Here is a 24378-nt window from a genome sequence, read left to right as displayed (position 1 = left end):
TTTTTTGGGCGATTGCCCAAGCCCATTTGGGGGCCAATGCCCCCAAACCCCCCTTTTTTTTATTCCGGGGTCTAGGGCCTTTCGGCCAATAAATGCCTGGGGTTTGTGGGGCCTTTCGGCCAATAAATGCTGGGGTTTGGGGCCTTTCGGCCCCAGTGGGGGAAGGGGCAAAGCCCCGTGACGGGAAAGGACCGACTGTCCTATGCAGTGGCTCAACTTGATCTAAGCGGTACGAACCTGGTCCAGGAAGCGTTCCACGGCCTGTTTCAGGAAGTCCGCTTCGTTCTGTAAGGCCTGTGCGGCTTTGGAAACATTGCGGGATTCCCCATCGGTTTGGTTCGCGGCCTGGGAGACGACCATGATCCGGCGGGTTACTTCACCGGTTCCCGAAGAGGCTTCGTCGATGTTGTGGCCGATTTCGTCTGTGGACCGGGATTGTTCCTCCACGGCGCTGGCGATGTCCCCGCTGATGGCGTTGATCTCGCCAATGGTTTCCGCGATGGTCTGGATCGCCGTCACCGCATCACCGGTTTCCTTTTGGATGGATTGGATCTGGGCTGTGACCCGTTCGGTGGCTTGGGCCGTCTGATTGGCCAAATTCTTGACTTCGTTGGCGACAACGGCGAAGCCCTTGCCCGCTTCGCCTGCCCGGGCGGCCTCGATCGTGGCGTTCAGGGCCAGCAGATTGGTCTGGCTGGCGATGCCATTGATCAATTGCAGCACTTCGCCGATCTGGCCAACGGCGTCGGCCAGACCTTGGACCTTTTCGTTGGTGCTTTCCGCTTGCTGCATGGCCCGGGCGGCGATTCCCGAGGAGTGTCCCACCCGGTCTCCAATTTCCGTGGCCTTTGTCGAGAGCAGTTCGGTATTGTGGGCCACTTGCTTGACATTTGCCGCAGCCTGCTCCGAGGCCGTAGCGACGGAGGTGGCCTGCTGGCTGGCTTGGAGAGCGCTTTTCTCCAGGCTGCTGGAGGCCCCTCCCAGGGCGTTGATTGCAGAGGCAACGGTTTGCAGGATCCGTTTGATATCAACGTCGAATTGCCGGGTCAGGGCCTCCATGCGATCGGCCCGTTCGGCCAGACGCCGTTCCTCCGCCCGCTCCCGGTCCAGGGCCTCCTGGCGCTCTATGGCGTTTGCCTTGAAGACGTCAAGGGCTTTACCCATGGCGCCAATTTCGTCGTCCCGGTCGCACTGGGGGATGGCGACGGAGAGGTTGCCCTGGGCCAGATCGTTCATGCTCGCGGTGATGCTGCCCAAGGGGCGGGCGATGATCCGGCTGATGAGAACCCGCAGCAGGACAATGGTCAGGGCCAGGGCGATCAGGGTGGCAATCACCGCAGACTGTCGGAAGGCGGTCAACCCCCCTTCGGCCTTGTCCAGGTCAATGGACAGGGCCAAGTGCCAATCAACGGAGGGAAGCCCCGGGATTGGAAGGAAGGTGACAAGGCGGTTGCCCTCCTTGGTCGCCACGTCCTGTATGGTTTGGTCTACGCTTGGTGTGTCGGTGGGGAAAAGGGCGTTGAGGGAGTGACCGATCAAGTCCTGCTGGGCATGGACCAGAATCTTGCCGGTCCCGTCCACCAGGAAGCTTTCCCCCAAGCCGTTCAGGTTGATGCCCGAAAGCATGGTCTGCAAGGTTGTGATGGCGAAGTCCGCGCCCACCACGCCCGCCAGGGCGCCATTTCGAAGGACCGGTGCCGCCGCAGTGACCACCAGTTTCTGGGTTGATGCGGCGATATAGGGCTCGGTCAGGGCGACGGTTCCCGTCGCGACCACCTGCTTGTACCAGGGGCGCACCCTGGGATCGTAGTCCGCCGGGCTGGGCGGGTTTTTGGGAAACTTACCAAAGCCACCGTCCTTGTCTCCGTAAAACACCAAGTCGAAGGTGTCTGACAGGGCCTTGCGTTCAAACAGATCCGAGACGTCGCTTCCCGCCTTGCGGTCCGCGACAGAGGAGGCGAAATAGCGCATTAAAACCAGACGCCCGGCCAGCCAATTTGACACGCCATCCGCAGTGGTCTTGCCCACGTTGGCCAGGGATGTCTCCACGTCCTCGCGGATGACCCGCTGTTGGCGGATATCGTTGTATGCCGAAAAAAGTACGAAGATCAGGATGATCAAGAAGGCGACCGCGACCAGGATCCGTGTTGAAATAGTGCTGGATTTTAAAGATGGAAAAACCATCATGCGGCTCCATTGAGATCGAGGCGGGACAGGGCTGCTTCCTCCTGTCAGGCACTGGGGCCGGACGGGGGGCCGGGCTGTGATTCGAATTCGTTGGGGAATTGACTTAAAAAACGTCATAAATCGATAACGGGGGTACGGTACAGGAGGGTGCCCAGGGCATCAAGCGACTTCGTCTGGCGGCACTGCCGCGCTGTTGCCCCTATTGGGTGATTGGCTGTGGAGATACCTTTATGCTTTATTCCGCATCGGAAGACTTGGTAAAGCACCGCAGCGGTACGGACTTTACCGCGAGCGGATCCTTTCTTTTCCCTATGATGATGGCGGTTAAAGCCCGATGCGCGTGGACCTGTTTGATTTCGACCTTCCGCCGGAGGCCATCGCCGACCGACCGGCTAATCCCCGGGAGTCCGCTCGCTTGCTGTTGGTCGATGGGACGGACCGGCGGGATCTGGGGGTGAAAGACCTGCCTGGGCTTCTGGGATCGGGGGATATTTTGGTTTTCAACGACACCAGGGTGATCCCCGCCCGATTGTTCGGAACCATTGGCGAAGGCAAAATTGAGGTTACTTTGCACAAGCGCCTGGGGCCGGACCGCTGGGCCTGTTTCGGGCGCCCGGCACGCAAGCTCAAGCCCGGGGTTGCTCTGAGCTTTGCCGAGGGGTTCTCGGCTACCGTGGTCGAGCGGGGCGAGGGGGGCGAAGCCACGCTTGTCTTTGACCGAAGCGGCGCAGCCCTGATGGCGGCCCTGGAAGCCCATGGCCATATTCCCCTGCCGCCCTATATCAAACGGGCCGATGACGCCCGCGATCGGTCCGATTACCAGACCGTTTATGCCCGGGAGGACGGAGCGGTGGCGGCGCCCACTGCGGGGCTGCACTTCACGCCGACCCTTCTCGATGCCCTGGAGGCACGGGGCGTTTCCCGCGCCATGGTCACCCTTCATGTGGGGGCGGGGACCTTTCTGCCGGTCAAGGTCGATGATACCGCTGACCACCAGATGCATTCGGAAATCGGTCGTGTGACGGCGGAGACGGCTGCGGCGATCAACGCCACCAAGGCCCGGGGAGGCAAGGTCGTGGCCGTGGGCACGACGGCCCTGCGTCTACTGGAAAGTGCTGCGACCGAAGACGGAACCCTGCTTCCCTTTGAGGGAGAAACGGATATCTTCATCACGCCGGGCTACCGCTTCCGGATTGTCGACCGGCTGATGACCAATTTCCACCTTCCCCGGTCAACCCTGTTTATGTTGGTCTCGGCCTTTGCCGGATTCGAGACCATGCGCGCGGCCTATGCCCATGCCATCGCGACGGGGTACCGCTTCTATTCCTATGGGGATTCCAGCCTGCTGACGCGGGTGGATCCCGAAACCCAGGATCGTGCACAATGACCGCCTTTTCCTTTGCCCTGTCGACCACCGATGGTGCGGCCCGCCGGGGTCGGATCGAGACCGCCCATGGTCCCATCGAGACGCCGGTCTTCATGCCTGTGGGGACGGCGGCCACGGTCAAGGCCATGACGCCGGATGCGGTCCGCTCCACCGGCGCGCAAATCGTCCTGGGCAACACCTATCACCTGATGCTGCGCCCCAGCGCGGAACGGATTGCGGCCCTGGGAGGGTTGCATAAATTTATGAACTGGCCGGGGCCGATCCTGACCGACTCCGGCGGTTTCCAGGTCATGTCCCTGGCCAAGCTGCGCAAGCTGACCGAGGAAGGCGTGACCTTCCAGTCCCATATCGACGGCAGCAAATACCTGCTGACGCCGGAGCGCTCCATGGAGATCCAGCACCTGCTGGATGCGACCATCACCATGGCCTTCGACGAATGCCCAGCCTTTCCCGGGGACAAGGCGGCCATCGCCGAAAGCACGCGGTTGTCCATGCGCTGGGCCAAACGCTCCCGGGAGGCCTTTGTGGCGCGAGAGGGCTACGGGCTTTTCGGCATCAACCAAGGGGGCGTCCATGAGGACCTGCGGGCCGAAAGTGTCGAGGCCCTGACCGATATCGGCTTTGAAGGCTATGCCCTGGGTGGGCTGGCCGTGGGCGAGCCCCAGTCGGAGATGTTCCGGATTCTGGATCGCACCTGCCCCTTGCTTCCCCAAGACAAGCCGAGGTACCTGATGGGGGTGGGCAAGCCCGAAGATATCGTCGGGGCCGTGGCCCGGGGCGTGGATATGTTCGATTGCGTCATGCCGACCCGCTCGGGTCGCACGGGCCAGGGGTTTACCCGGCGCGGCGCGGTGAATATCCGCAATGCCCGCCACCGGGACGACCCCCGTCCCCTGGACGAGGCCTGTTCCTGCCCGGCCTGCAGCCAATTCAGTCGGGCCTATATCCACCACCTCGTGCGGTGTGAGGAGATCCTCGGCCCCATGTTGCTCACTTGGCACAACATTCAGTATTACCAAGACCTGACTCGGGGACTGCGCGAAGCGATCTCGGAACACCGCTTGGCCGCCTTCATCGCCGACTTCGAGGCCAACCGGGCGCTCGGGGATATCGAGCCGTTGTAGGGAGCCTCCATGGCCAAGTCCCCAGCCAGTCCGGAGGAGATCAAGGATGCGATCCGCAGCCGGGCGCAGGCGCTGGGGTTCGACGCCTGCCACTTCACCCGGGCCACCCTGCCCGATAGTGTGCGCGCCGATCTGGACAGGTTCCTGGCGGAGGGGCGGCAGGGCGCCATGGCCTGGATGGCCGATACCCGGGAGAGGCGGGGCGATCCTCAAGCGCTCTGGCCCGAGGCGGTGACGGTTCTGGTCCTGGGTTTGTCCTACGCGCCGGGCCATGACCCCCTGGCCCTGCTCGACCATCCGCAGCGGGGAGCGATCAGCGTTTATGCCCGGAACCGGGATTACCACGATGTGGCCAAGGGGCGGGCGAAGACCCTGGCTCAATGGCTGATCTCCCGCCATGGGGGGGCGGTGAAGGTTTTCGTGGATACGGCCCCGGTCATGGAAAAGCCGCTCGCCGCCCGGAGTGGTCTGGGCTGGCGTGGCAAGCATACCAATCTGGTCAGTCGCAGACATGGTTCCTGGCTGTTTCTGACCGAAATTTTTTCGACCCTGGACCTGCCACCGGATGGGGAGGAGGGGGACCATTGCGGCAGCTGTACCCGTTGCCTGGATCACTGCCCGACGGGGGCATTGACCGGACCCGGGCGCATCGACGGGCGGCTTTGCGTGTCCTATCTGACCATCGAACATCCAGGACCGATTCCGCGTGATCTGCGGCCTCTCCTGGGAAATCGGATTTATGGCTGCGACGACTGCCTGGCGGTTTGTCCCTGGAACCGATTCGCCTCGCCGACCACCGATCCCGCCTTCCTGCCCCGGGTGGAGTTGACGGCACCCCGGCTGGCCGATTTGGCGGCGCTGGACGACGGGGGATTCCGGGCGGTGTTCTCGGCCTCGCCCATCAAACGGATCGGGCGGGGGCGGTTTGTGCGGAACGTGCTGATCGCCCTGGGCAATAGTGCGGATCCATCCATGGTTCGAATCGTGCGGCGGCTACTGGATGACGCCGACCCTTTGGTTCGGGGGGCCGCAGTCTGGGCCTTTGGCCGGTTGGCGCCAGAGTCGGAGGTTCTGGCTTTGGCTTCGATCCGGTCAACGGCGGATTCGGACGAGACCGTGCGGGCGGAATGGCGAGAGTTGGTTTATCGGGAAGGGGACAGGGCGGATGCGGAGTCGCATTTTCCGTGATTGGGGGAAGGGGCTTCCCGGAATGGCAGCGTATTAAAAATACCCGCGACGCAGAGCGAGGCGGGTTTTGAAACTTGGTGGAGGGGATCGGACACAGTCCGAACCCGAGACAAGCGGCCGACCGGCCGCCGGGCGAAGCCCGCCCCATCGGAGGCGGTCGCGAAGCGACCTGCCGCGAGATATGGAAAATTGTGGAGGGGATCGGACACCGTCCGAACCCGAGACAAGCGGCCGACCGGCCGCCGGGCGAAGCCCGCCCCATCGGAGGCGGTCGCGAAGCGACCTGCCGCGAGATATGGAAAATGGTGGAGCCGAGGGGAATCGAACCCCTGACCTCTTGAATGCCATTCAAGCGCTCTCCCAACTGAGCTACGGCCCCATCTGTGTGATCTTGGTTTTTTCTAGCGGGTTTTGATCCCGTTGGAAAGCCCCAAAGCCTTGGGAAGTATCAATTTTTCGCCCGGCCTATGCCGTTTCCTGCTCCCAGTTTCTGACCGTCCTATTTGGAAGGAAAGCCTGGGACCCAGCGGTAATGAGCCATTAAAAAACCCGCCTCACGGAATAAAGCGGGTTTTGAAACGTGGTGGAGCCGAGGGGAATCGAACCCCTGACCTCTTGAATGCCATTCAAGCGCTCTCCCAACTGAGCTACGGCCCCATCTGGGTGACTTTGGTATTTTTCGGTGGGTTTTGATCCCACTAAAACGTTCCAAGGTCTTGGAAACTATCGGTTTTTTGCTTCGGTGTGAGCCGCAGCATCGTGCCGAGGACGGGTTTTTAGACCTCGTCGCGGAGTGAGGCAAGAGAAAAATGCGCCAGCTCGCTTTTTTTTGGAAAGAACGGGTGATCCCTCCGGGATCACCCGACCTGTCGGTGTGGTTTTTTGGGCCTTAGTCGTCGTTGTCGAGCTCAAGGTGGTCCTTGACCTCTCCAAGGTCATCGTCGTCCTCGCCCAGGTCCGATGTGTCTTCGATCAGGTCTTCGTCCTCATCGTCGTCATCGACGGTCAGGTCGTCGTCCACATCCAGATCCTCATCGTCCTCGGGCACCGCTTTGGCAGTTGGCTTGGGCGTGTCCTTCTTCGGGGCCCGACGCGGTTTGACGACGGCCTCGATTTCGAAGACAGCCTCACACTTCGGACAAACAATGGGATCTCGGCGCATGTCATAAAAACGGGCGCCACAATTCAGACAGGTGCGTTTAAAACCCCATTCAGGTTTGGCCACCTTTTGCTCTCCCTACTGGCGTTCGGATCAATTCCGGACCTTGTCTCGAACAGTCGTTCCGCACAAGGCGAAATGGGCGGGGCGACCCCAAAAAAGTGAGGGGGCGGGTCTCGGAGCCCGCGCTATTGCCACTTTCTTATGGCCTTTGTCAAAACCAAATCACCATGAACCCCATTCCAATCGCATTTGGGGGCACCGGGAGGGGAAACCGGGGATGAGAGAAGACTGTCGGGCGGGCTACCCCCGGGCGGGAGGCTATGCTAAATAGCGCCCCCATTGGATGCCCCATAGCGAGGATATGATGAGCCAGACCCCCTCCCAGTCGCCCGAGCCGGAGGCCGGACCCCTTCCCCTCCGATCGCGTCGGGGTGGCGCACTCTCAGGATCCGTCCGGGTGCCCGGAGACAAGTCCATTTCCCACCGCTCCTTGATGCTGGGGGGGCTTGCCGTGGGACGAACCGAAGTCACCGGTCTGCTGGAGGGCGAGGATGTGGTCGCGACAGCCAAAGCCATGTCCGCCATGGGCGCCAAGGTTCAGCGGGTCGCCGATGGCGCGCCCGATGGTGGCCCCCTCTGGCTGGTGGACGGGCTGGGCGTTGGCGGACTGATGGAGCCCGCCGACGTGCTGGACATGGGGAATGCCGGGACCGGTGCGCGGCTGTTGATGGGGCTGCTTGCCACGCATCCTTTAACGGCGGTGATGACCGGGGATGGGTCCCTGCGCAAACGTCCCATGAAGCGGGTGACCGATCCTCTGGCGTTGTTTGGTGCCCGGTTTTTGGGGCGGTCGGGAGAGCGTCTGCCCATGGCCGTGCAAGGCTGTGCCGAACCGCTCCCCGTCACCTATCGGGTTCCCATGGCCAGTGCCCAGGTGAAATCAGCGGTGCTGCTGGCCGGGTTGAACACCCCGGGGGAGACAACGGTGATCGAGCCCACGCCTACCCGGGATCACACGGAACGGATGCTCCGCCATTTTGGCGCGGATCTGCGCGTGGAAGAGGGGGAGGACGGCGCTACAATGATCACCCTGGTGGGCCAGCCAGAGTTGACCGGCAAGGCCATTATTGTCCCTGCGGATCCTTCCTCCGCAGCCTTTCCCCTGGTGGCGGCGATTCTGGTGCCGAACAGCCATGTCACCCTGACGGGCGTGGGCATGAACCCCCAGCGCATTGGCTTGATTGAGACCCTGCGGGAAATGGGGGCGGACATCTCGATTCGGTCCCCGCGCGAGGAGGCCGGGGAGCCCGTGGCCGATTTGGAGGTGCGTGCTGCCCCCTTGTCGGGTATCGAAGTCCCTGCGAGCCGGGCTCCCTCCATGATTGATGAATATCCCATCCTGGCCGTGGCTGCGTCCATGGCCAGGGGAGAGACCCGGATGCACGGCCTGGCTGAATTGAGGGTTAAAGAAAGTGACCGCCTGACGGCCATGGCCGAAGGGCTGGCCGCCTGTGGTGTTTCTGTGGAGGTGGACGGCGACACTCTGATCGTCCATGGCAAAGCCGAGCCCCCCAGGGGCGGAGCGACCGTGCCGGTCAACCTGGACCACCGCATCGGCATGTCCTTCCTGATTCTGGGACTGATTACGGAGGAGCCGGTGGCCATCGACGATGGCCGGGCCATTGACACCAGTTTTCCCGGCTTTACCTCCCTGATGGCGGAGCTGGGCGCTACCATTGAACCTGTCTAAATGGACCTGTCGTTTAGGAGACTCCTTTGATCATTGCCATTGATGGACCCGCCGCATCCGGCAAGGGGACTCTGTCCCGGCGCTTGGCCGGTCGGCTGGGTTATGCCCATTTGGACACGGGCAAGCTCTACCGGGCCGTCGGCATGGCTGTACTCCGTGCTGGGGGAGACCCGACCGATCCGGCCACGGCGGAAGCGGCGGCCCGCGCCCTGGATGTCGAGACCCTGGGTGACGCGGCGCTGACCTCGGACGAGGCCGGAATTGCGGCCTCGAAGGTGGCGGCTATTCCTGGGGTGCGCGCGGCGCTTCTGGATTTGCAACGGGCCTTTGCCGCCAACCCGCCCAATGGGTGTCGAGGGGCGGTGTTGGATGGTCGGGATATTGGCACCGTGGTCTGCCCGGATGCCGATGCGAAGTTTTTTGTGACCGCCAGCATGGAAACCCGCGTGCAGCGGCGACTTCAGGAGTTGCAGGCCAATGGCCTGGATGTTAAGGAAGATGACGTTTTGCGTGACATGACGGAACGGGACGCCCGCGATAGTGGGCGCTCAATTGCGCCGATGGCCCAGGCCTCGGATGCGGTTGTTCTCGATACTTCCAACATGAGCGCCGAGCAGGCACTCCATGCCGCGCTCGCCGCTTTGGCCGAAAAGGCTGTCGAAAGCCGGGGATAATCAAATGGTTATCCTGGGTTTTTTGGCAATCCGGTCAACCGCTGGACCCCCTACCCGGAGAGGAATCCCGGGACTCCCCCATGGGCGGAGTCCTCAGGGAATTACCGCTTTTCCGGTCCCCTCTCTCAGAGGGGATGGACTCGTACAAGCTCCGACTCTTTTGGAGAGGCGGCTCGTACAAGCTCCGACTCCTTGCGTAACCCGTCAGATCGGCTCCGTTAGGGGAGGTCTGACATCCCGATCTCAAGACCGTCGGAACCAACCGGCTGGCCTGAAAAAAACATGACGAGTAGAAAGGAAGATCTGAAATATGGCTAACGCAGCCCTCGAAATGCCCGAAATGGACGAATTTGAAGCCCTGCTGAACGAGCAGCTTGGCGAGTCCGGTGGGCTTGAAGGCTCGGTGCTGACTGGCACCGTTATTGGCATCAACGGTGATTTTGCCGTTGTCGACGTGGGTTTGAAGTCCGAAGGCCGGGTTCCCGTCAAGGAATTCGCCCGTGGTGGCGACGATGCCGAGCCGCGGATTGGCGACACCGTGGACGTGTTCGTCGAGCGTTACGAAGATCGCGATGGTCTGATTGTCTTGTCGCGTGACAAGGCCCGCCGCGAGGAGGCCTGGAACGAGCTGGAGAAGGCGTTCAACGACAGCCAGCGCGTCAAGGGTCTGATCCACAGCCGGGTCAAGGGTGGCTTCACCGTCGATCTGTCCGGTGCCATTGCCTTCCTGCCCGGTTCCCAGGTGGATATCCGCCCCGTGCGCGACATCACCCCGCTGCTGGGCCAGCCGCAGATTTTCCAGATTCTCAAGATGGACCGGGCCCGGGGCAACATCGTTGTCTCCCGCCGTGCCGTTCTCGAAGAGACCCGCGCCGAGGAACGCTCCAAGCTTATGGAGACCCTCAAGGAGGGCGAGGTCCTCGAAGGTGTGGTCAAGAACATCACCGATTACGGCGCCTTCGTGGACCTGGGCGGTGTCGATGGCCTGCTGCACGTCACCGACATTTCCTGGAAGCGCATCAACCACCCGACCGAAGCCCTGTCCATCGGCCAGAGCGTCAACGTTCAGGTCATCCGCTTCAATGCCGAGACCCAGCGCATCAGCCTGGGTATGAAGCAGCTTGAGGCCGATCCCTGGGAAGGCGTCGCCGCCAAGTACCCCGAGGGCACCAAGTTCCTGGGCCGCGTGACCAACATCACCGATTACGGCGCCTTCGTGGAGCTGGAGCCGGGTGTCGAAGGTCTGGTGCACGTGTCCGAGATGTCCTGGACCAAGAAGAACGTCCACCCGGGCAAGATCGTCTCCACCAGCCAGGAAGTCGAGGTCATGATCCTCGACGTCGATCCGGACAAGCGGCGGATCTCCCTGGGTCTGAAGCAGACCATGTCGAACCCCTGGTCCGAATTCCTCGAGACCCATCCGATCGGCACCGAAGTCGAAGGCGAGATCAAGAACATCACCGAATTCGGTCTGTTCATCGGTCTGACCGGCGACATCGACGGCATGATCCACCTGTCCGACCTGGACTGGAGCCGCTCCGGCGACGAAGCGGTGAAGGACCACAAGAAGGGCGATGTGGTGCGCGCCAAGGTGCTGGACGTGGACGTCGAGAAGGAGCGGATCAGCCTGGGCGTCAAGCAGTTGGGCGAGGATCCCTACCGGGAGGCCACTGCCGATCTGCGGAAGAACCAGACCGTGACCTGCATCGTGACCATGGTTCAGGACAACGGCATTGAAGTGGACGTGAACGGTGCCACGGGCTTCATCCGCAAGTCCGACCTGGCCCGCGAGCGCGCCGACCAGCGCCCCGAGCGCTTCAATGTGGGTGACAAGCTCGACGCCAAGGTCACCAACATGGATAAATCCAACCGTCGCATGACCTTGTCCATCAAGGCCCGTGAAATGGACGACGAGAAGCAGGCCATGGCTGAATACGGCTCCGCCGACTCGGGTGCGTCCTTGGGAGACATCCTCGGCGCCGCGCTGAAGCAGGCTCAGGCGAAGGCCGAAAAGTCCGACGACTAAGGCGTTTCGCCTTCAGACACCGCAGAAATTGGGCGCCGCCGGGGAAACCGGTGGCGCCTTTTTTGTTTCAAGACCGGGAGTTCTGTGAAAAATGCTTTCAAATGAGCGGCTTGCTTGACGCTCCCCTTTCCCCATGGCACGCTCTTTCAAGCCTGTAAAGGCACTCATGGGTGGAAAGGGGCAGTTGGGGCGATGACAAAGTCCGAATTGATCGCGCGGTTGGCGGAAAAAAATCCTCACCTGTATCAACGGGACGTGGAGCGGATTGTCTCGACGATTTTCGATGAGGTCGCCGATGCTTTGGCTCGGGGAGATCGGGTGGAATTGCGGGGCTTCGGGGCCTTTTCGGTCAAGCGGCGGGATGCCCGCGTGGGGCGCAACCCCCGCACCGGCGAGACCGTGGACGTGGATGCCAAGGCTGCGCCCTATTTCAAGACCGGCAAACAGCTCCGTGAAATGTTGAACGGGGGTGACGCTGGGGACGACGACGAATAAGATCCCCCTGCCGTTGGGCGGTTGGCGTTCGACGGGTCGTCGCATTTTTGAAGAGGCCCATTTTTGAAGAGTCCTTGGGGGCTCTGGGAAGGGAGACACCGTGAGAAAGCTTGTGTTTTGGCTGATTGGCCTTCCGTTGGCGGTGATTGCCGCCGTGTTCGCCGTGAACAACCGGGACGCGGTTTCGGTCAGCCTTTGGCCCACGCCTTTCTCCGTCGACCTGCCGCTCTATTTGCTTTGCCTTGGGGCTCTGGTCATCGGCTTGGTGGTCGGGTCTTTGTTTACCTGGATTGGGTCCGCCAAGCTGCGGGTGCGCCTGCGGGACCGGGATCTCGAAATCCGTGGCCTGAAGCGGGATCTGGACAAGCGTGTGGCCGAGAACCAGAAACTTGTCGAGGTCACCGAGGCGCAACAGGCTTTGCCGCCTGCGGCTTGAGGGGTTTCATTGTACCTGATTCCAGTCTAGTTCGAAGCGGGCGAGATATTTTCTCAGGCGGTCGGCGTCGTTGCTGGAGACTTTGCGTCGTTTCGACGCTGCGAACAAGGTGCGGCCTGCCTCGGAGAGGCTTCGGCTCTTTCGGCAGACTCGGACCACCTCCGAGAGTTGGACGCGGTCAAACGGATCGATATCGGCTAGACGGTCTGCGCCGAGAAGGGCGCTGAGGCCGTCGTCTGTCGTGGCCGATTGGCCCAGGGACCACAGCTGTTTGAGGCGCCCGATCTCCAAAGTAACGCAATCTCGGTCGATTCGGCCCCGGGGCGAGAGGGTGGCCATGCGGGTTACGCTGGCTGCCAAGTCCCGGAAGTTGCCCGACCAGCGCGCCTCCGGAGAGACTGCAAAGGACAGATAGAGGTCCCGGGCCTCCTTGTTGAAGCCGATCCGCTCGCCCTCCCGTTCGGCGAAACGGTCCAATTCGTAATCCAGGTTGGGTTCGATATCCTCCCGTCGGTCAGCGAGGCCGGGAAGGGAGAAGGTCCATAGATTCAGGCGCGCGTAGAGGTCCTCGCGGAAGGACCCTTTGACCACGGCTTCCCCTAAATCGCGGTTGGTTCCGGCAATCAGCTGGAAGTCGCTAGAGACCGTCTCGTCCATCCCCACCGGGGTGAAGCGTTTGTCTTCGATGGCGCGCAGGATGATCGCCTGTTCATCGGCGCCAAGTTCACCGATCTCATCCAGAAACAGCATTCCCTTATCCGCCGAAAGCAAAAGCCCTGCCCGGTCGCCAATGGCTCCGGTGAAGGCGCCCTTCCGGTGCCCGAACAGGGTCGACATGGCTCCGTCGCCTTTCAAGGTGGCGCAGTTCACCTCGATAAAGGGGCCGGAGATCTGGTGCTTCAGGCGCTTCAGTTCGTGGATCCGCCGGGCAAGTTGACTCTTACCCGCGCCTGTCGGTCCCATCAGAAGGATGGGCGCCCGGGAGCGAGAGGCCACATGTTCGATTTCGTCGATCATGCGGTTAAAGACCGCGTTTTTTGTCTCGATCCCGGATTTGAGGAAGGACGTGTTCCCGCTGGTCGTGGCGGCGAATCGGGTAGCGATGCTGTCGTAGCGGGACAAGTCCAGGTCGATACTGGTCCAGACACCGGGCGCCCGACCATCGCCGCTGCGCCGGGCAGGGCTGGTCTGGAGCAGTTTGCCAGGTAGGTATCGCGCCTCGGTGAGCAGGAACAGGCAGATCTGAGCCACATGGGTGCCGGTGGTGATGTGGATCAGGTAATCCTCGGCTTCCGGATCCAGGGGTTCGGCCAGGGCGAAGTCCAGAAGCTTGCCGTAAACCTCCTCGAAGTCCCAAGGGTTCTCAAAGTTCAGGTGTCGTCGCTCTACCCGGGTTTCGGGCGACACCGAAGCCACATCGTCGGCCACGAAACGCGCCAACCGCTCATGTTGTTCCCCGTGGAGCAGGAGGAAGCGGTTGACCCGCAGGTCCTCGTGCATGGCCAAGGCGACCGACGGACGCCACTGGTTCCACCGTGAGGGCCCGAACTTGCTTGCGTCCAGTGTGGTTCCGAGGAAGCCAATGACCGTGAGGGGTTTCATTTCTATCCTGTAGGATAAAAAGAGATACCATACAATCAGAAAATCGAAGTTTCTTGGCTCATGTGCCTATGGCTTTCATCTGATGACGCGAAGGAAAATACTTATAAAACAGATGTTTAAATGATTTTTCCGCGAAAATTCCTTCGCTTGGCACGTTTCCTGCTGATGTAAGTTCGTCACGGTCGATGGTCCGGTTCGATAGACGGACCGGTGGGGTGGTTGGAATGGGCCAATCGCCCCGGAGCGGGGCAAAGCCAGGAGGAGGACCGTTATGGCAAACAGAAGCCTTTTCTCATCCCTGTTCGCGACTCCGGGGCGGCGCCCCGACAGTGAGAACCGGGAAGGGGCGCCAGCCTACGGCCTTGGCCATGAGGGCAAACTGGCTCAGCTCGCCGCAACCGGAACCCTCAGCGATACTTTCTATGGGCGGGCCGATGGGCAACTGGCCGATGTGTTGGAGGTCGCCCGCGCGGTCGATCCGTGGTTTGTGGCTCAAGCGGCGGTCTACGCCCGGCAAACCGGGGCAATGAAGGATATGCCCGCCCTGTTGACGGCCTATCTGACCGTGGTTGATCCCGATCTGGCGTCCCGCGTTTTCGCCCGGGTTATCGACAATGGTCGCATGCTGCGCAGCTTCGTGCAGATCATGCGGTCGGGTCAGGTGGGGCGATCCTCCCTTGGAACCCGTCCCAAGCGGTTGGTTCAGCGGTGGTTGGATCAGGCGTCGACCCGCACCCTTATGGCTGCGGCGACGGGTCAGGCCCCCAGCTTGGCGGACATCGTCAAGATGGTTCACCCGAAGCCCGGTGACGCCACTCGGCGTGCCTTTTACGGTTGGCTGCTTGGTAAGCCCTATGATGTTGAGGCTTTGCCGCCGGAGGTCGCGGCCTTCGAAGCTTGGAAGCGGGACCCCTTGCGGGACCTGCCTCCGGTGCCCTTCGAATGGTTGACAGCTTTTCCGCTGACCAGGGAGCAATGGGTGACCATCGCCAGGCGCATGGGCTGGCAGGCCCTGCGGATGAACCTGAACACCTTGGCGCGCCACGGCGTGTTCAAGGAGGAGGGAGCAACGGGTGTCGTCGTCGCACGGCTATCCGACCGGGAGGCCCTGCGTAAGGTTCGGCCCATGCCCTATCAGGTGATGGTGGCCTTGAGTCAGGTCGAGGCGGGTGTTCCGTCAGAGGTCCGAGCTGCCCTGGAAGAGGCTTTGGAGCAGTCGGTGCGTCGGGTTTCCCGTTTGGGCGGACGGGTTGTGGTCTGTCCGGATGTCTCGGGCTCCATGACCATGCCCGTGACTGGATACCGCAGGGGAGCGTCTTCGGTGGTTCGTTGCGTCGATGTGGCGGCTTTGCTCGCTGCGGCGATCCTGCGTGGGACTCCCCGTGCCCGGGTGCTGCCTTTCGCCTGTGACGTTGTGCCTTTGAGGTTGAACTTGCGGAACAGCGTGGCGGTCAATGCGGCGCGTTTGGCTTCGGTCTGCGGTGGGGGGACCAATGTGTCTGCTCCCTTGGCCAAACTGAACGCGGAGCGGGCCAAGGTCGATCTGGTGGTGATCGTGTCGGACAACCAATCCTGGGTGGATGCCAACAGCTATGGGGCGACGGCGACGATGGGCGAATGGAACAAGCTGAAGCGCCGGAATCCGGAAGCCAAGCTGGTCTGCGTTGATATCGCGCCCTATGGCACAACCCAGGCGCACAGCCGAGCCGACATCTTGAATGTGGGCGGGTTCTCTGACGCGGTTTTTGACGCGATCGCCCGCTTCCATGCGGGAGAGACGCGCCATTGGGTAGAGGTGGTCAAACAAACGGAGGTGTGACGCGTTAAGGGGCCATGGCGAATGCTGGCGGGACTCCATGTCTCCAAAGCAAAGGCCCGACGAGGAAAGCGCTCTGGATTCGTCTGGAGAGATGCGGGTTCGAATCCCGCCGCCGACACGTAGCTTAAGGGCCGCGTCTCGCTCCTTCTCGTCGCCATGGCCCCTTCTATTTCGCATGCCGAAGACGATAGGGGCGAATGCCCGACGGACTACATGGACTGTCACTCCCCAGGTCGCGGGTTCGAGCCCCGCCGGACCGATAAAAACCGGTCCGTAGCTCAGTTGGTAGAGCAGGAACCGTCCGTCGCACTTCTCGTCGCCCCGTTCCGATCAACAAGGTTTTGAATGAAGAGGTCGGCGAATGCCGATGGGACTCCATTGGTCAGGCCTTCGGGTTTGGGTTCGACTCCCAAAGTCTCATCAAACGCTCGTCGCCGACACTTCAGAACGAAAGGAATTTTCACCATGGCTGAACGAGCCTATGACGTTGAACTGGTTGAGGGAGGTGTTCCGGTCAAAATGTGGACCCGGGGTGTTCCCGTCGAGGACGGCGCCCGGGAGCAGCTCGCCCAAGCGGCGCGGATGCCCTTCATCTTCAAGCATATGGCCGCCATGCCCGATGTCCATGTCGGCCTGGGTGCCACCGTCGGATCGGTGATCCCGACCAAGGGCGCGGTCATCCCGGCGGCGGTCGGGGTGGATATCGGTTGCGGGATGATGGCGGCGCGGACCTCCCTCAAGGGGGGCGATTTACCCGATACCCTGGAGGAGCTGCGCGCTGCCATCGAGCGTGCCGTTCCCCATGGCCGGAGCGCCCGCATTGGCCGGGGCAAGCGGGATGTCGGATCCTGGGGGGATCCGCCGCCAGAGGTCACGGCAGCTTGGGCCACCCTCGTCGATCGCTTCGATCGGATCACGGAAAAATATCCCCGGTTCAAGAGCACCAACAACCTTGTTCACATGGGCACTCTGGGAACAGGAAACCACTTCATCGAGGTCTGCCTGGACGAGGAGCAGCGGGTCTGGATCATGCTCCATTCCGGATCCCGGGGGGTGGGAAATGCCATCGGAACCTATTTCATCGAGCTGGCGCGGCAGGACATGCGGCGCTGGTTCATCAATCTTCCCGACGAGGATTTGGCCTATTTCCCGGAAGGAACCATTCATTTCAACGACTACGTCTGGGCGGTGCACTGGGCCCAGGATTTCGCCGCCCTGAACCGCCAGGTGATGATGGGCGCGGTCATCCGAACCCTGCGGGAGGTCATCGCCAAGCCCTTCGAGGCCGAGGTGGAGGTGGTGAACTGCCACCACAACTACGTCTCGCGGGAGCATCACTTCGGCGAAGACATCCTGGTCACCCGGAAGGGGGCCGTGCGGGCCGCCAAGGGCACTATGGGGATCATTCCCGGCTCCATGGGGGCGCGGAGTTTCATTGTGCGGGGCTTGGGGAATGCCGAGGCGTTCGAAAGCTGCAGTCATGGCGCAGGCCGGGTGATGTCCCGGACCAAAGCCAAGAAACTGGTCAGCCTGGAGGAGCATATCGCCGACACCGCCGGTGTCGAATGCCGGAAGGATGAGGGTGTGCTGGACGAAACGCCCAAGGCCTACAAACCCATCGATGCCGTGATGGCCGCCCAGGCGGATCTGGTGGAGATCGTCCATCGGTTAAATCAGGTCGTCTGCGTGAAGGGGTGACACCTTCTGCGGGCGTAAGAAAAAAGGAGACAGGACCATGGCCGACCCGATCAACGCGACGACCCGGCGGGATATCGAGAAGCGCTTGGCGGCCCTTGAGGTCGAGGAGGGAGTCCGGGTCCTGTTCGCTGTGGAATCCGGCTCCCGGGCTTGGGGATTTCCCTCCCCCGACAGCGATTATGACGTGCGGTTTGTCTATCGGCGGCCAAGGGATTGGTACCTTTCGCTGCGACCCGGACGCGACGTGGTCGAAAGACCCATCACGGACGAGATCGACCTGAACGGATGGGATGTCCGCAAGGCCCTTGGGCTGATGCTGAAGTCCAATGCGGTGGTCAGTGAATGGCTGGCTTCGCCCATCCGCTACCGGCCAGACGACCCCATGGTGGCACGGTTGGCGGATTTGGCCGACCGCAGCTTCGATCCACGGGGCCTTGCCCACCATTACGCCAGCCTTGGCTACAACGCGGTCAAGCGGTGGGTGGAGGGCGCCAAGGAGGTGCCGGTGAAGCGGTATTTCTACGTTCTTCGTCCGGCGCTCGCCCTGCGGGCCTTGCGGCTTGCGCCAGGGGTGAGGCCTCCCATGGAGCTTGGGGCTTTGATGGCCGCAAGCGACCTCCCCCCGGCGACCGTTGGTCTGATCGAGGATTTGGTCGCGCGGAAGCGAGAGGCCCGGGAGCAGGACTATACCCGGCGTCCGGCGGAGCTGGACCGGCTCGTCCTGGAGGAATTGGGGCGCGCCGAGGATGTTCCTGCCCGCAAACTGACGCCGGAAGTCTGGGCGGCAGCCAACAGGTTTTTTCTGGACGTGGTCAATCAATGATCGAGATCGAAGGCGTGGGGACGGGCTCAGGTGAACCCGTTCCTATCGGCCTGATCAACATTCGAACGCTTTTCCGCACCCTGTTAGGGCGGTTTGATTTTCACGTCACGGGATACGCCAGTGTCTCGTGTTTTTTGGGCGATTGCCCAAGCCCATTTGGGGGCCAATGCCCCCAAACCCCCATTTTTTCTTAGCCTGGGGTCTGGGGCCTTTGGCCAGTAAATGCTGGGGGTCTGGGGCCTTGCGGCCCCAGTGGGGAACGGGGCAAAGCCCCGTAATGGGCGGGACCTCTAGAGTGAAACGGGATCAGCTTGAGTCTAGCTGGCCCCGTTTCACTCTCATTATATAGATTTTAGAGTCTCTTCGAAGCCAAGTTTGGTCGCAAAGCGACCCAACTTGATCTCGGAATACTCTAAGGCGCGCAATAGGCGTCGATGGTGGCGGCGTCAACGACCTCCCAAGGGGCGCCCTTAGTCATCAGGTACTCACTGGCGCCATATTTGGGCGTATCCGGGTTCCAGTCATAGGTGTAACCCAGTCGGGTCCAGGGCGCCCCCCCGGGGGCGTAGGACGCCGTATAGGTGTCGTTGAACCAGCCGATATAATTGTCGACGCCCTTGACCTTGGGGTTCACGGGCATGCCGTTCTTTTCGGTAAAGGCGACATTGCATTTGGTGTCGTTGGTTTCCGGGTCGGGGCAGGGGCGGAACAGGTCGTTCCGGTCCACCCAGAACTCCACGAACATGTCGTAGGCATTGGTGGGGACCAGACCCAGGTGCTCCTTCAGGCGGGTTTCCAGGGCGTCGCCGGTCAAGCCCGTAGCTTTGCAGAACTCCTGCACCTGCGGGGCAAGGGTCACCCAGCTATAGATGCCGGTCGTCACACCCTGGGTCACGCCTTTGTAGTACTTGTCATAGGACGACTGGGACATCAGGGAAACGACCTTGAGCTGCTGTTTTTTGGTCCGATCACGCCATTGCAGCTTGCGGTTCCGATCGCTGATGGGGAAGAGGCCCTTGTAGACGTTCGCCGGGGATTGGAGGCTGGCATCGGTCAAGGACACCTGGAAGGCAACCTCGTCCAAGGATGGCGGCGCAGGGGCGAGCACGGCGGCGTCTGGTGCTGGGGCCGTCTCTTTGGCGGGCAGGGTGGCGCAGCCGACCAGCAGGGCGAGAGCGGCGGCGCTGGCGACAAACATGGATGGCTTCACTGGATCTCTCCCGGTCGAGTATGTGAAAATACTCCATATAAAATTGCATAAAGATGACCGGAATTCTATGCAATTAGTGGTGGATTTTTGTTGGTATTTTCTCTGCTTTGGTCGGTTTGGATGCCAGAATCGCGCTATCCGGTGATCGTTCGTCGCAGGGCCATGGCGATGGCTGCGGCCCGATTCTCCACGCCCATTTTCGCGTAGGCTTGTTCCAGGTGTTTGTCGATGGTGCGTGGGCTCAGGCCGAGGATGTCGGCAATATCCCGATTTGTCTTGCCCCGGGTTGCCCAAAGGACGACCTCCGCTTCCCGTGCCGTCAGGTGCAGGTGGTCTTGGAACCGGCGGGCCTCGTTCGCGCTTTCGACCGTATCCAGGCGAAGCAGCACCTCGTTGGCCGAGAGCTCGGTGACAAGAAGGATCTGGCACCGCTCTCCCAGGGCGGGGGCGTCGATTGAAAGGGGCATCCTTTGGGCTTCCGGTCTGTTTGCGGCCAGTTGTTCGTCCATCCAGATGCGCCAATGGGGCGGCAGGGAGGGACGGATTTCGGCGCTGTGGTCGTCATCCAGACTGTCGAGGATCCGTCGCGCCGCCGAAGTCGCCCACAGGATCCCGCCGTTCCGGTCTACGGCGAACAGCCCCCGGCCCGAGGCATCCAAGGCCATGCGCACTCCACTGGTCATCCGGGCGTTATCCACATGAACCCTGATCCGTGCGACCAGTTCCTCGGTGATGATGGGCTTGGTCACATAGTCCGTGCCCCCGGCCCCCAGGGCGCGAACCACATGTTCGGTTTCCGTCAACCCGGTCATGAAAATCACCGGAACATGGGCCAAGTCAGCCCGGCTTTTCATTGCCTTGCAGGTTTCGAAACCGTCCAAACCCGGCATCACCGCGTCCATCAGGATCACATCGGGGGTGACTTTCTCGGTTAAGGTCAGGGCGGAGGCCCCGTCGGTGGCAACCAGCACATCAAAGGCTTCTGTTTCCAAGGCTTCGCAGAGGAACCCGAGGGTACCGGGCGTGTCGTCGACGATAAGGGCCAAATCGCGTTTAGGGTGAAGCATGGGGGGCGTCTCCGGGGTCGACGGGAGGAGTCGGGGCGGGATCCGTCTGGACGGGGACGGATCGGGCGGCCTCTCCCAGTTCCTTCAGGGCAAAGGCAGAGAGCATGGACCGCATGCGGTCTGTCCAAGGGCCGGATTCGGGCATGGCCTCGTTGATGCGGGTCAGGGCTTCGCCAATTCCGCGGACATGACCGATGGCGATGGCTTCGCGGAGGGCCGAAACCAGGGTGTGGGGAAGGGGCGGGGGTGGGGGCGGGGGGCGGTCCGAGCCGGAGGGGGCATCCCCGGCGGATGGGACCGTTGCTCCCTCCCACCGCAGAGCCAGCAGGGCGCCGATGGTTTCGGTGAGCTGGATGATATCGATGGGCTTCACGAGGAAGGCATCATGGGGGTCGGCCAAGGCGCCCCCAGGTTCATATTCATGGGCATTGGCCGAGACCATGACGATGGGCACGCCTTTCAGAGGACCTTCCCGCAACTCCTCGGCAAGGTCCCAGCCGTTGACGTCGGGCATGGAGATGTCCATCAGGACCAGATCGACGGGGGTTTCCCGCAGGATCTCGCGGCATTGCGCGCCATTCTCAGCGGCGATCAGATCGAAGCCGAGGGGGAGTAGGACATCCCGGGTCAGGGCCCGGTGGGCGTCGTCGTCGTCCACCACAAGGATGCGCTTCGGAGGGCCCTCGTATCCGGTCTGCGCCCGGGGGGAAGCAGAGGGGCGGCGTTGACCGGACAGGGCGGGCAGGAACAGCCGGACGCGGAAGGTGCTGCCCTGGCCCGGAGTGCTCTCGACCAGGACTTCCCCACCCAGGATTTCCGTCAACAGTTTGGTGATGGTCAGTCCCAATCCCATGCCCGGCTGGAGGTTTCCTTCCGCCCCCCCCCGCTCGAAGGGAAGGAAGACCCGCTCCAGGTCCGCCTGCGGGATTCCCACGCCCGTGTCCGCCACGGTGAACTCCGCCACCTCGCTTTTCAGGCGGACGGACAGGGCGACATGGCCCTTGTCGGTGAACTTCACGGCATTGCTGAGCAGGTTGAACAGAATTTGGCGGAAGCGCTTTTCGTCCGTATGGACAAGGGCGGGCAGGTTGTGGGGGGGCTCGTAAAGAAATTCCACGCCTTTGACCTGGGCCTGCATGCGGAACATGTCGGCGAATTGCCGCAACAGTTCGGGCAGACGCACCTCGTCCGTGTTCAGGGTCAGCTGTCCCGATTCGATGCGGGAGATGTCGACCAACCCCTCGACCAAGCCGCTCAGGTGCTGGGCGCTTTGGCGGATGACACCAATGGCGTCCCGGCGGTGTTTGGGAATGCTCTCGTCCCGGGACAGGATCTGGGCGTATCCGGAAATGGCGTTCAGCGGCGAGCGGATTTCATGGCTGACGCCGATAATGTAGCGGCTTTTGGCGAAATTGGCGGCCTCGGCGGCGTCCTTGGCCTTTTGGAGCTGGGCGTCGGTCCGCTCGTGGGCTTCGATTTCCTGGCGAAGGAGGGAGGCTTGGCGCTCCGCCTCCTCCAGGGCGACCCGGCGGCTTTCATTGGTCAGCATGAACAGCAAACCGATCACCGAGCCAATCAAGCCGATGACCAGCACGGCCATCCACAGGGTTCGGTCCGAGGAAGGGTCCAGGGCCGCCTTGCCCAACAGGGTTTCATGGCGCAGGAAAGACAAGACGGCGCCCATACACAGGCAAATCGTCACCAGGGTGGTCGCCAGGCGACCGCCCCGGGTGGCCAGCGCGTTGACCACCCAGGCCGGAGCAAAACGCCGGGCGAAGGCCCGGGCTTGGGCCGGAAGGCGGGCGCGCTCGGGTTTGCAGATGTCGTGACAGCGGGCATCGAGGGAACAGCAGAGGGAACAGATTGGACCCCCATAGGCGGTGCAATGGGCCATGTCCTCCCGCTCGAAGGCATGTTCGCAGATGCAGCAGAGGATCCCTTCGCCGGGACCCGACTCCAGGGTGTTCTCTCGGGCGATGTAGTAGCGGCCCTTGGTCAGGAACGCGATGATCGGGGCGGAGACCAGGGCGCTGCCGAGGGCGACGAAGGCGGTGAAGGCCGAGGCCAACGCGCCGAAAACGCCCAGGTGGGCGAGGATCGCCAGGGTGATGGCAATCAGCATGGCCCCCGTGCCGACGGGATTGATGTCGTAAAGGTGCGCCCGCTTGAATTCGATATGGGCCGGGCTCAGGCCCAGGGGTTTGTTGATCACCAGATCGGCGAAGAGGGCACCGACCCAGGCGATGGCCACGACGGAATACAGGCCCAGGATATGCTCCAGGGCTGAATAGACGCCAAAGGTCATCAGCAATAGGGCGATGACCACGTTGAAGACCAGCCAGACCACCCGACCCGGGTGGCTGTGGGTCAGGCGGGAGAAGAAATTCGACCAGGCGATGGACCCGGCATAGGCATTCGTCACATTGATTTTGAGCTGGGAGAGAATGACGAAAATCCCCATCGCCGCCACGGCACTGGCGGGCGAGCCGAGCATCTTCTCGAAGACCAGATTGTACATGGTGGTCGGGGCGCTGGCGGCGTCGGTGGGCAGACCCGCTTCAATGCACAGGAAGGCGAGATAGGAGCCGGCCAGCAATTTCAGGGTACCGGGAAGGATCCAGCCCGGACCGGCCCCGATCATCGACAGCCACCAGATGGCCCGATTGCCCTTTTCCTTCTTGGGCAGGAAGCGCAGGAAATCCACCTGCTCGCCAATTTGCGCGACAAGGGAGGCCACCACCGTCGTGGCTGCGCCAAAAGCCAGGATGTTGAACCCGTCTCCGAGGCCATTTTGGGCGATGCCCTTGAACTGGGTCCAGTCCTTGAAGGAGTCCGGTTGGGTGATCCCCAGGAAAACGAAGGGGATCAGGTGCAGCACGACCCAGAGCGGCTGGGTCCAGACCTGGAACCGGCTGATGACCGTGATGCCATGGGTGACCAGGGGGATGACCACCAGGGCGCCCAGGAAATAGCCGAGGATCTGAGGCAGACCCAGCCACATCTCCAGGGCCATGGCCAGGATGACGGCCTCGAGCGCAAAAAAGATGAAGGTGAAGGAGGCGTAGATCAGGGAGGTGATGGTCGACCCGATATAGCCGAACCCGGCACCCCTTGTCAGAAGGTCGATATCCACACCGGCCCGCGCCGCGTAATAGCAGATGGGCAGGCCTGTGGCGAAGATCACCAGGGCGAGGACAAGGATCGCCGCCGTTGCGTTCTCGAAGCCATAGCCGACGGTAATGGCTCCGCCAATGGCCTCCAGCGCCAGGAAGGAAATGGCGCCCAGTGCCGTATTGGCCACCCGGGCCGCAGACCAGCGCCGCGCCCCCGTCGCCGTGAAGCGCAGGGCGTAATCCTCTAGGGTTTCGTTCGCCACCCAACGGTTATAGCGCCGCCGGATGCGCAACACGCGTTGACGTGCGGCCATCCCAGTCGATCCCATCGACGTCACGCCGAATCCTTTCATCCCAGTCGGTCTTCTTTTTGCCCTCGAAGGGTTCCGCGTTGCGGTCAACCTGTCGAGCCCGTTTGCGTGGAAAGAAAACGACAATGCGCCATAAAGTATTGTTTTTTAATGCTATTTCCAACCCTGACACCCACAGTATCTTACTCTGCGCGAGGGGGATATACGCGAAATCGCGTATGGCGCGGCGCAGCAATTCCGACGGAGGCTGTTGGGGATGGCGCGGCTCCCAGGCCCCGCTCCGGCCCTGAAGAGGGATCGGGAGTG

The 24378-nt window shown here is 62.0% G+C and carries 17 protein-coding genes and 2 tRNA genes; 11 read left to right on the top strand and 8 right to left on the bottom strand.

From position 1 onward, the window contains the following. Positions 1-222: 222 nt before the first annotated feature. Positions 223-2184 (bottom strand): methyl-accepting chemotaxis protein, encoded by a 1962-nt coding sequence (locus ACLIRY_RS17905; protein WP_413206785.1) that lies wholly within the window; start codon positions 2182-2184, stop codon positions 223-225. Between the two features lie 337 nt (positions 2185-2521). Here ACLIRY_RS17905 and queA point away from each other — a divergent pair, with 337 nt between their 5' ends. From queA to queG, 3 genes are read left to right on the top strand one after another with little or no spacing between them, the layout of a single operon-like run. Further along, on the top strand, positions 2522-3574 hold the full coding sequence (queA, locus tag ACLIRY_RS17900) for a tRNA preQ1(34) S-adenosylmethionine ribosyltransferase-isomerase QueA (protein ID WP_413206784.1): 1053 nt from the start codon (positions 2522-2524) through the stop codon (positions 3572-3574). Beyond that, positions 3571-4698 carry a tRNA guanosine(34) transglycosylase Tgt gene (tgt, locus tag ACLIRY_RS17895; protein WP_413206783.1) on the top strand — a complete coding sequence of 376 codons (1128 nt, stop codon included), beginning with the start codon at positions 3571-3573 and terminating at the stop codon, positions 4696-4698. Before queA ends, tgt begins: the two co-directional genes overlap by 4 nt. A gap of 9 nt (positions 4699-4707) precedes the next feature. Next, a complete protein-coding gene (gene queG / locus ACLIRY_RS17890) occupies positions 4708-5886 on the top strand; it encodes a tRNA epoxyqueuosine(34) reductase QueG (RefSeq protein ID WP_413206782.1) in 1179 nt (392 codons plus the stop codon). A gap of 303 nt (positions 5887-6189) precedes the next feature. On the opposite strand, the gene ACLIRY_RS17885 is transcribed toward queG, so the two are convergent. The 3 genes from ACLIRY_RS17885 to ACLIRY_RS17875 all read right to left on the bottom strand — a co-directional run bounded on the left by ACLIRY_RS17885 (position 6190) and on the right by ACLIRY_RS17875 (position 7111). Next, positions 6190-6265: transfer RNA gene (locus ACLIRY_RS17885), tRNA-Ala, on the bottom strand. A 202-nt stretch (positions 6266-6467) separates the two neighbouring features. Beyond that, positions 6468-6543: transfer RNA gene (locus ACLIRY_RS17880), tRNA-Ala, on the bottom strand. A 232-nt stretch (positions 6544-6775) separates the two neighbouring features. Further along, positions 6776-7111 (bottom strand): TIGR02300 family protein, encoded by a 336-nt coding sequence (locus ACLIRY_RS17875; protein ID WP_413206781.1) that lies wholly within the window; start codon positions 7109-7111, stop codon positions 6776-6778. A 301-nt stretch (positions 7112-7412) separates the two neighbouring features. On the opposite strand from ACLIRY_RS17875, the gene aroA reads away from it, so the two are divergent. From aroA to ACLIRY_RS17850, 5 genes are all read left to right on the top strand, one after another. Beyond that, positions 7413-8798, top strand: a complete 1386-nt coding sequence (aroA, locus tag ACLIRY_RS17870) for a 3-phosphoshikimate 1-carboxyvinyltransferase (RefSeq protein WP_413206871.1) — start codon at positions 7413-7415, stop codon at positions 8796-8798. 26 nt (positions 8799-8824) lie between these two features. Beyond that, complete coding sequence (cmk, locus tag ACLIRY_RS17865; RefSeq protein ID WP_413206780.1) at positions 8825-9472, top strand: (d)CMP kinase; 648 nt, start codon at positions 8825-8827, stop codon at positions 9470-9472. Positions 9473-9782: 310 nt separating this feature from the next. Continuing rightward, positions 9783-11498, top strand: coding sequence for a 30S ribosomal protein S1 (rpsA, locus tag ACLIRY_RS17860; RefSeq protein WP_413206779.1), 1716 nt, complete (start codon positions 9783-9785; stop codon positions 11496-11498). Positions 11499-11690: 192 nt separating this feature from the next. Continuing rightward, positions 11691-11993: an integration host factor subunit beta gene (ihfB, locus tag ACLIRY_RS17855; protein ID WP_413206778.1), complete on the top strand. Its 303-nt coding sequence runs from the start codon at positions 11691-11693 to the stop codon at positions 11991-11993. A gap of 100 nt (positions 11994-12093) precedes the next feature. Then, complete coding sequence (locus ACLIRY_RS17850; RefSeq protein WP_413206777.1) at positions 12094-12429, top strand: LapA family protein; 336 nt, start codon at positions 12094-12096, stop codon at positions 12427-12429. A 6-nt stretch (positions 12430-12435) separates the two neighbouring features. Here the strand turns inward: ACLIRY_RS17850 and rtcR are convergent, their stop codons facing one another. Continuing rightward, positions 12436-14031 (bottom strand): RNA repair transcriptional activator RtcR, encoded by a 1596-nt coding sequence (rtcR, locus tag ACLIRY_RS17845; RefSeq protein ID WP_413206776.1) that lies wholly within the window; start codon positions 14029-14031, stop codon positions 12436-12438. Positions 14032-14302: 271 nt separating this feature from the next. On the opposite strand from rtcR, the gene ACLIRY_RS17840 reads away from it, so the two are divergent. From ACLIRY_RS17840 to ACLIRY_RS17830, 3 genes are all read left to right on the top strand, one after another. Beyond that, on the top strand, positions 14303-15850 hold the full coding sequence (locus ACLIRY_RS17840; protein WP_413206775.1) for a vWA domain-containing protein: 1548 nt from the start codon (positions 14303-14305) through the stop codon (positions 15848-15850). Positions 15851-16315: 465 nt separating this feature from the next. Then, complete coding sequence (locus ACLIRY_RS17835) at positions 16316-17548, top strand: RtcB family protein (protein WP_413206774.1); 1233 nt, start codon at positions 16316-16318, stop codon at positions 17546-17548. 37 nt (positions 17549-17585) lie between these two features. After that, a complete protein-coding gene (locus tag ACLIRY_RS17830) occupies positions 17586-18371 on the top strand; it encodes a DNA polymerase beta superfamily protein (RefSeq protein ID WP_413206773.1) in 786 nt (261 codons plus the stop codon). Positions 18372-18783: 412 nt separating this feature from the next. Here ACLIRY_RS17830 and ACLIRY_RS17825 read toward each other — a convergent pair whose 3' ends face one another. The 3 genes from ACLIRY_RS17825 to ACLIRY_RS17815 all read right to left on the bottom strand — a co-directional run bounded on the left by ACLIRY_RS17825 (position 18784) and on the right by ACLIRY_RS17815 (position 24075). Beyond that, complete coding sequence (locus ACLIRY_RS17825; protein WP_413206772.1) at positions 18784-19581, bottom strand: hypothetical protein; 798 nt, start codon at positions 19579-19581, stop codon at positions 18784-18786. Positions 19582-19715: 134 nt separating this feature from the next. Beyond that, the gene (locus ACLIRY_RS17820; protein WP_413206771.1) at positions 19716-20648 is read right to left on the bottom strand and encodes a response regulator; all 933 of its coding nucleotides are present in this window, start codon (positions 20646-20648) and stop codon (positions 19716-19718) included. Then, a complete protein-coding gene (locus ACLIRY_RS17815) occupies positions 20635-24075 on the bottom strand; it encodes an ATP-binding protein (protein ID WP_413206770.1) in 3441 nt (1146 codons plus the stop codon). The genes ACLIRY_RS17820 and ACLIRY_RS17815 overlap by 14 nt, the downstream gene beginning before the upstream one ends. Positions 24076-24378 lie beyond the last annotated feature (303 nt).

Source organism: Rhodospirillum sp. A1_3_36 (assembly GCF_047263945.1).
Taxonomy (GTDB): Bacteria; Pseudomonadota; Alphaproteobacteria; order Rhodospirillales; family Rhodospirillaceae; genus Rhodospirillum.
This window is presented reverse-complemented; position numbering and strand designations above follow the sequence as displayed.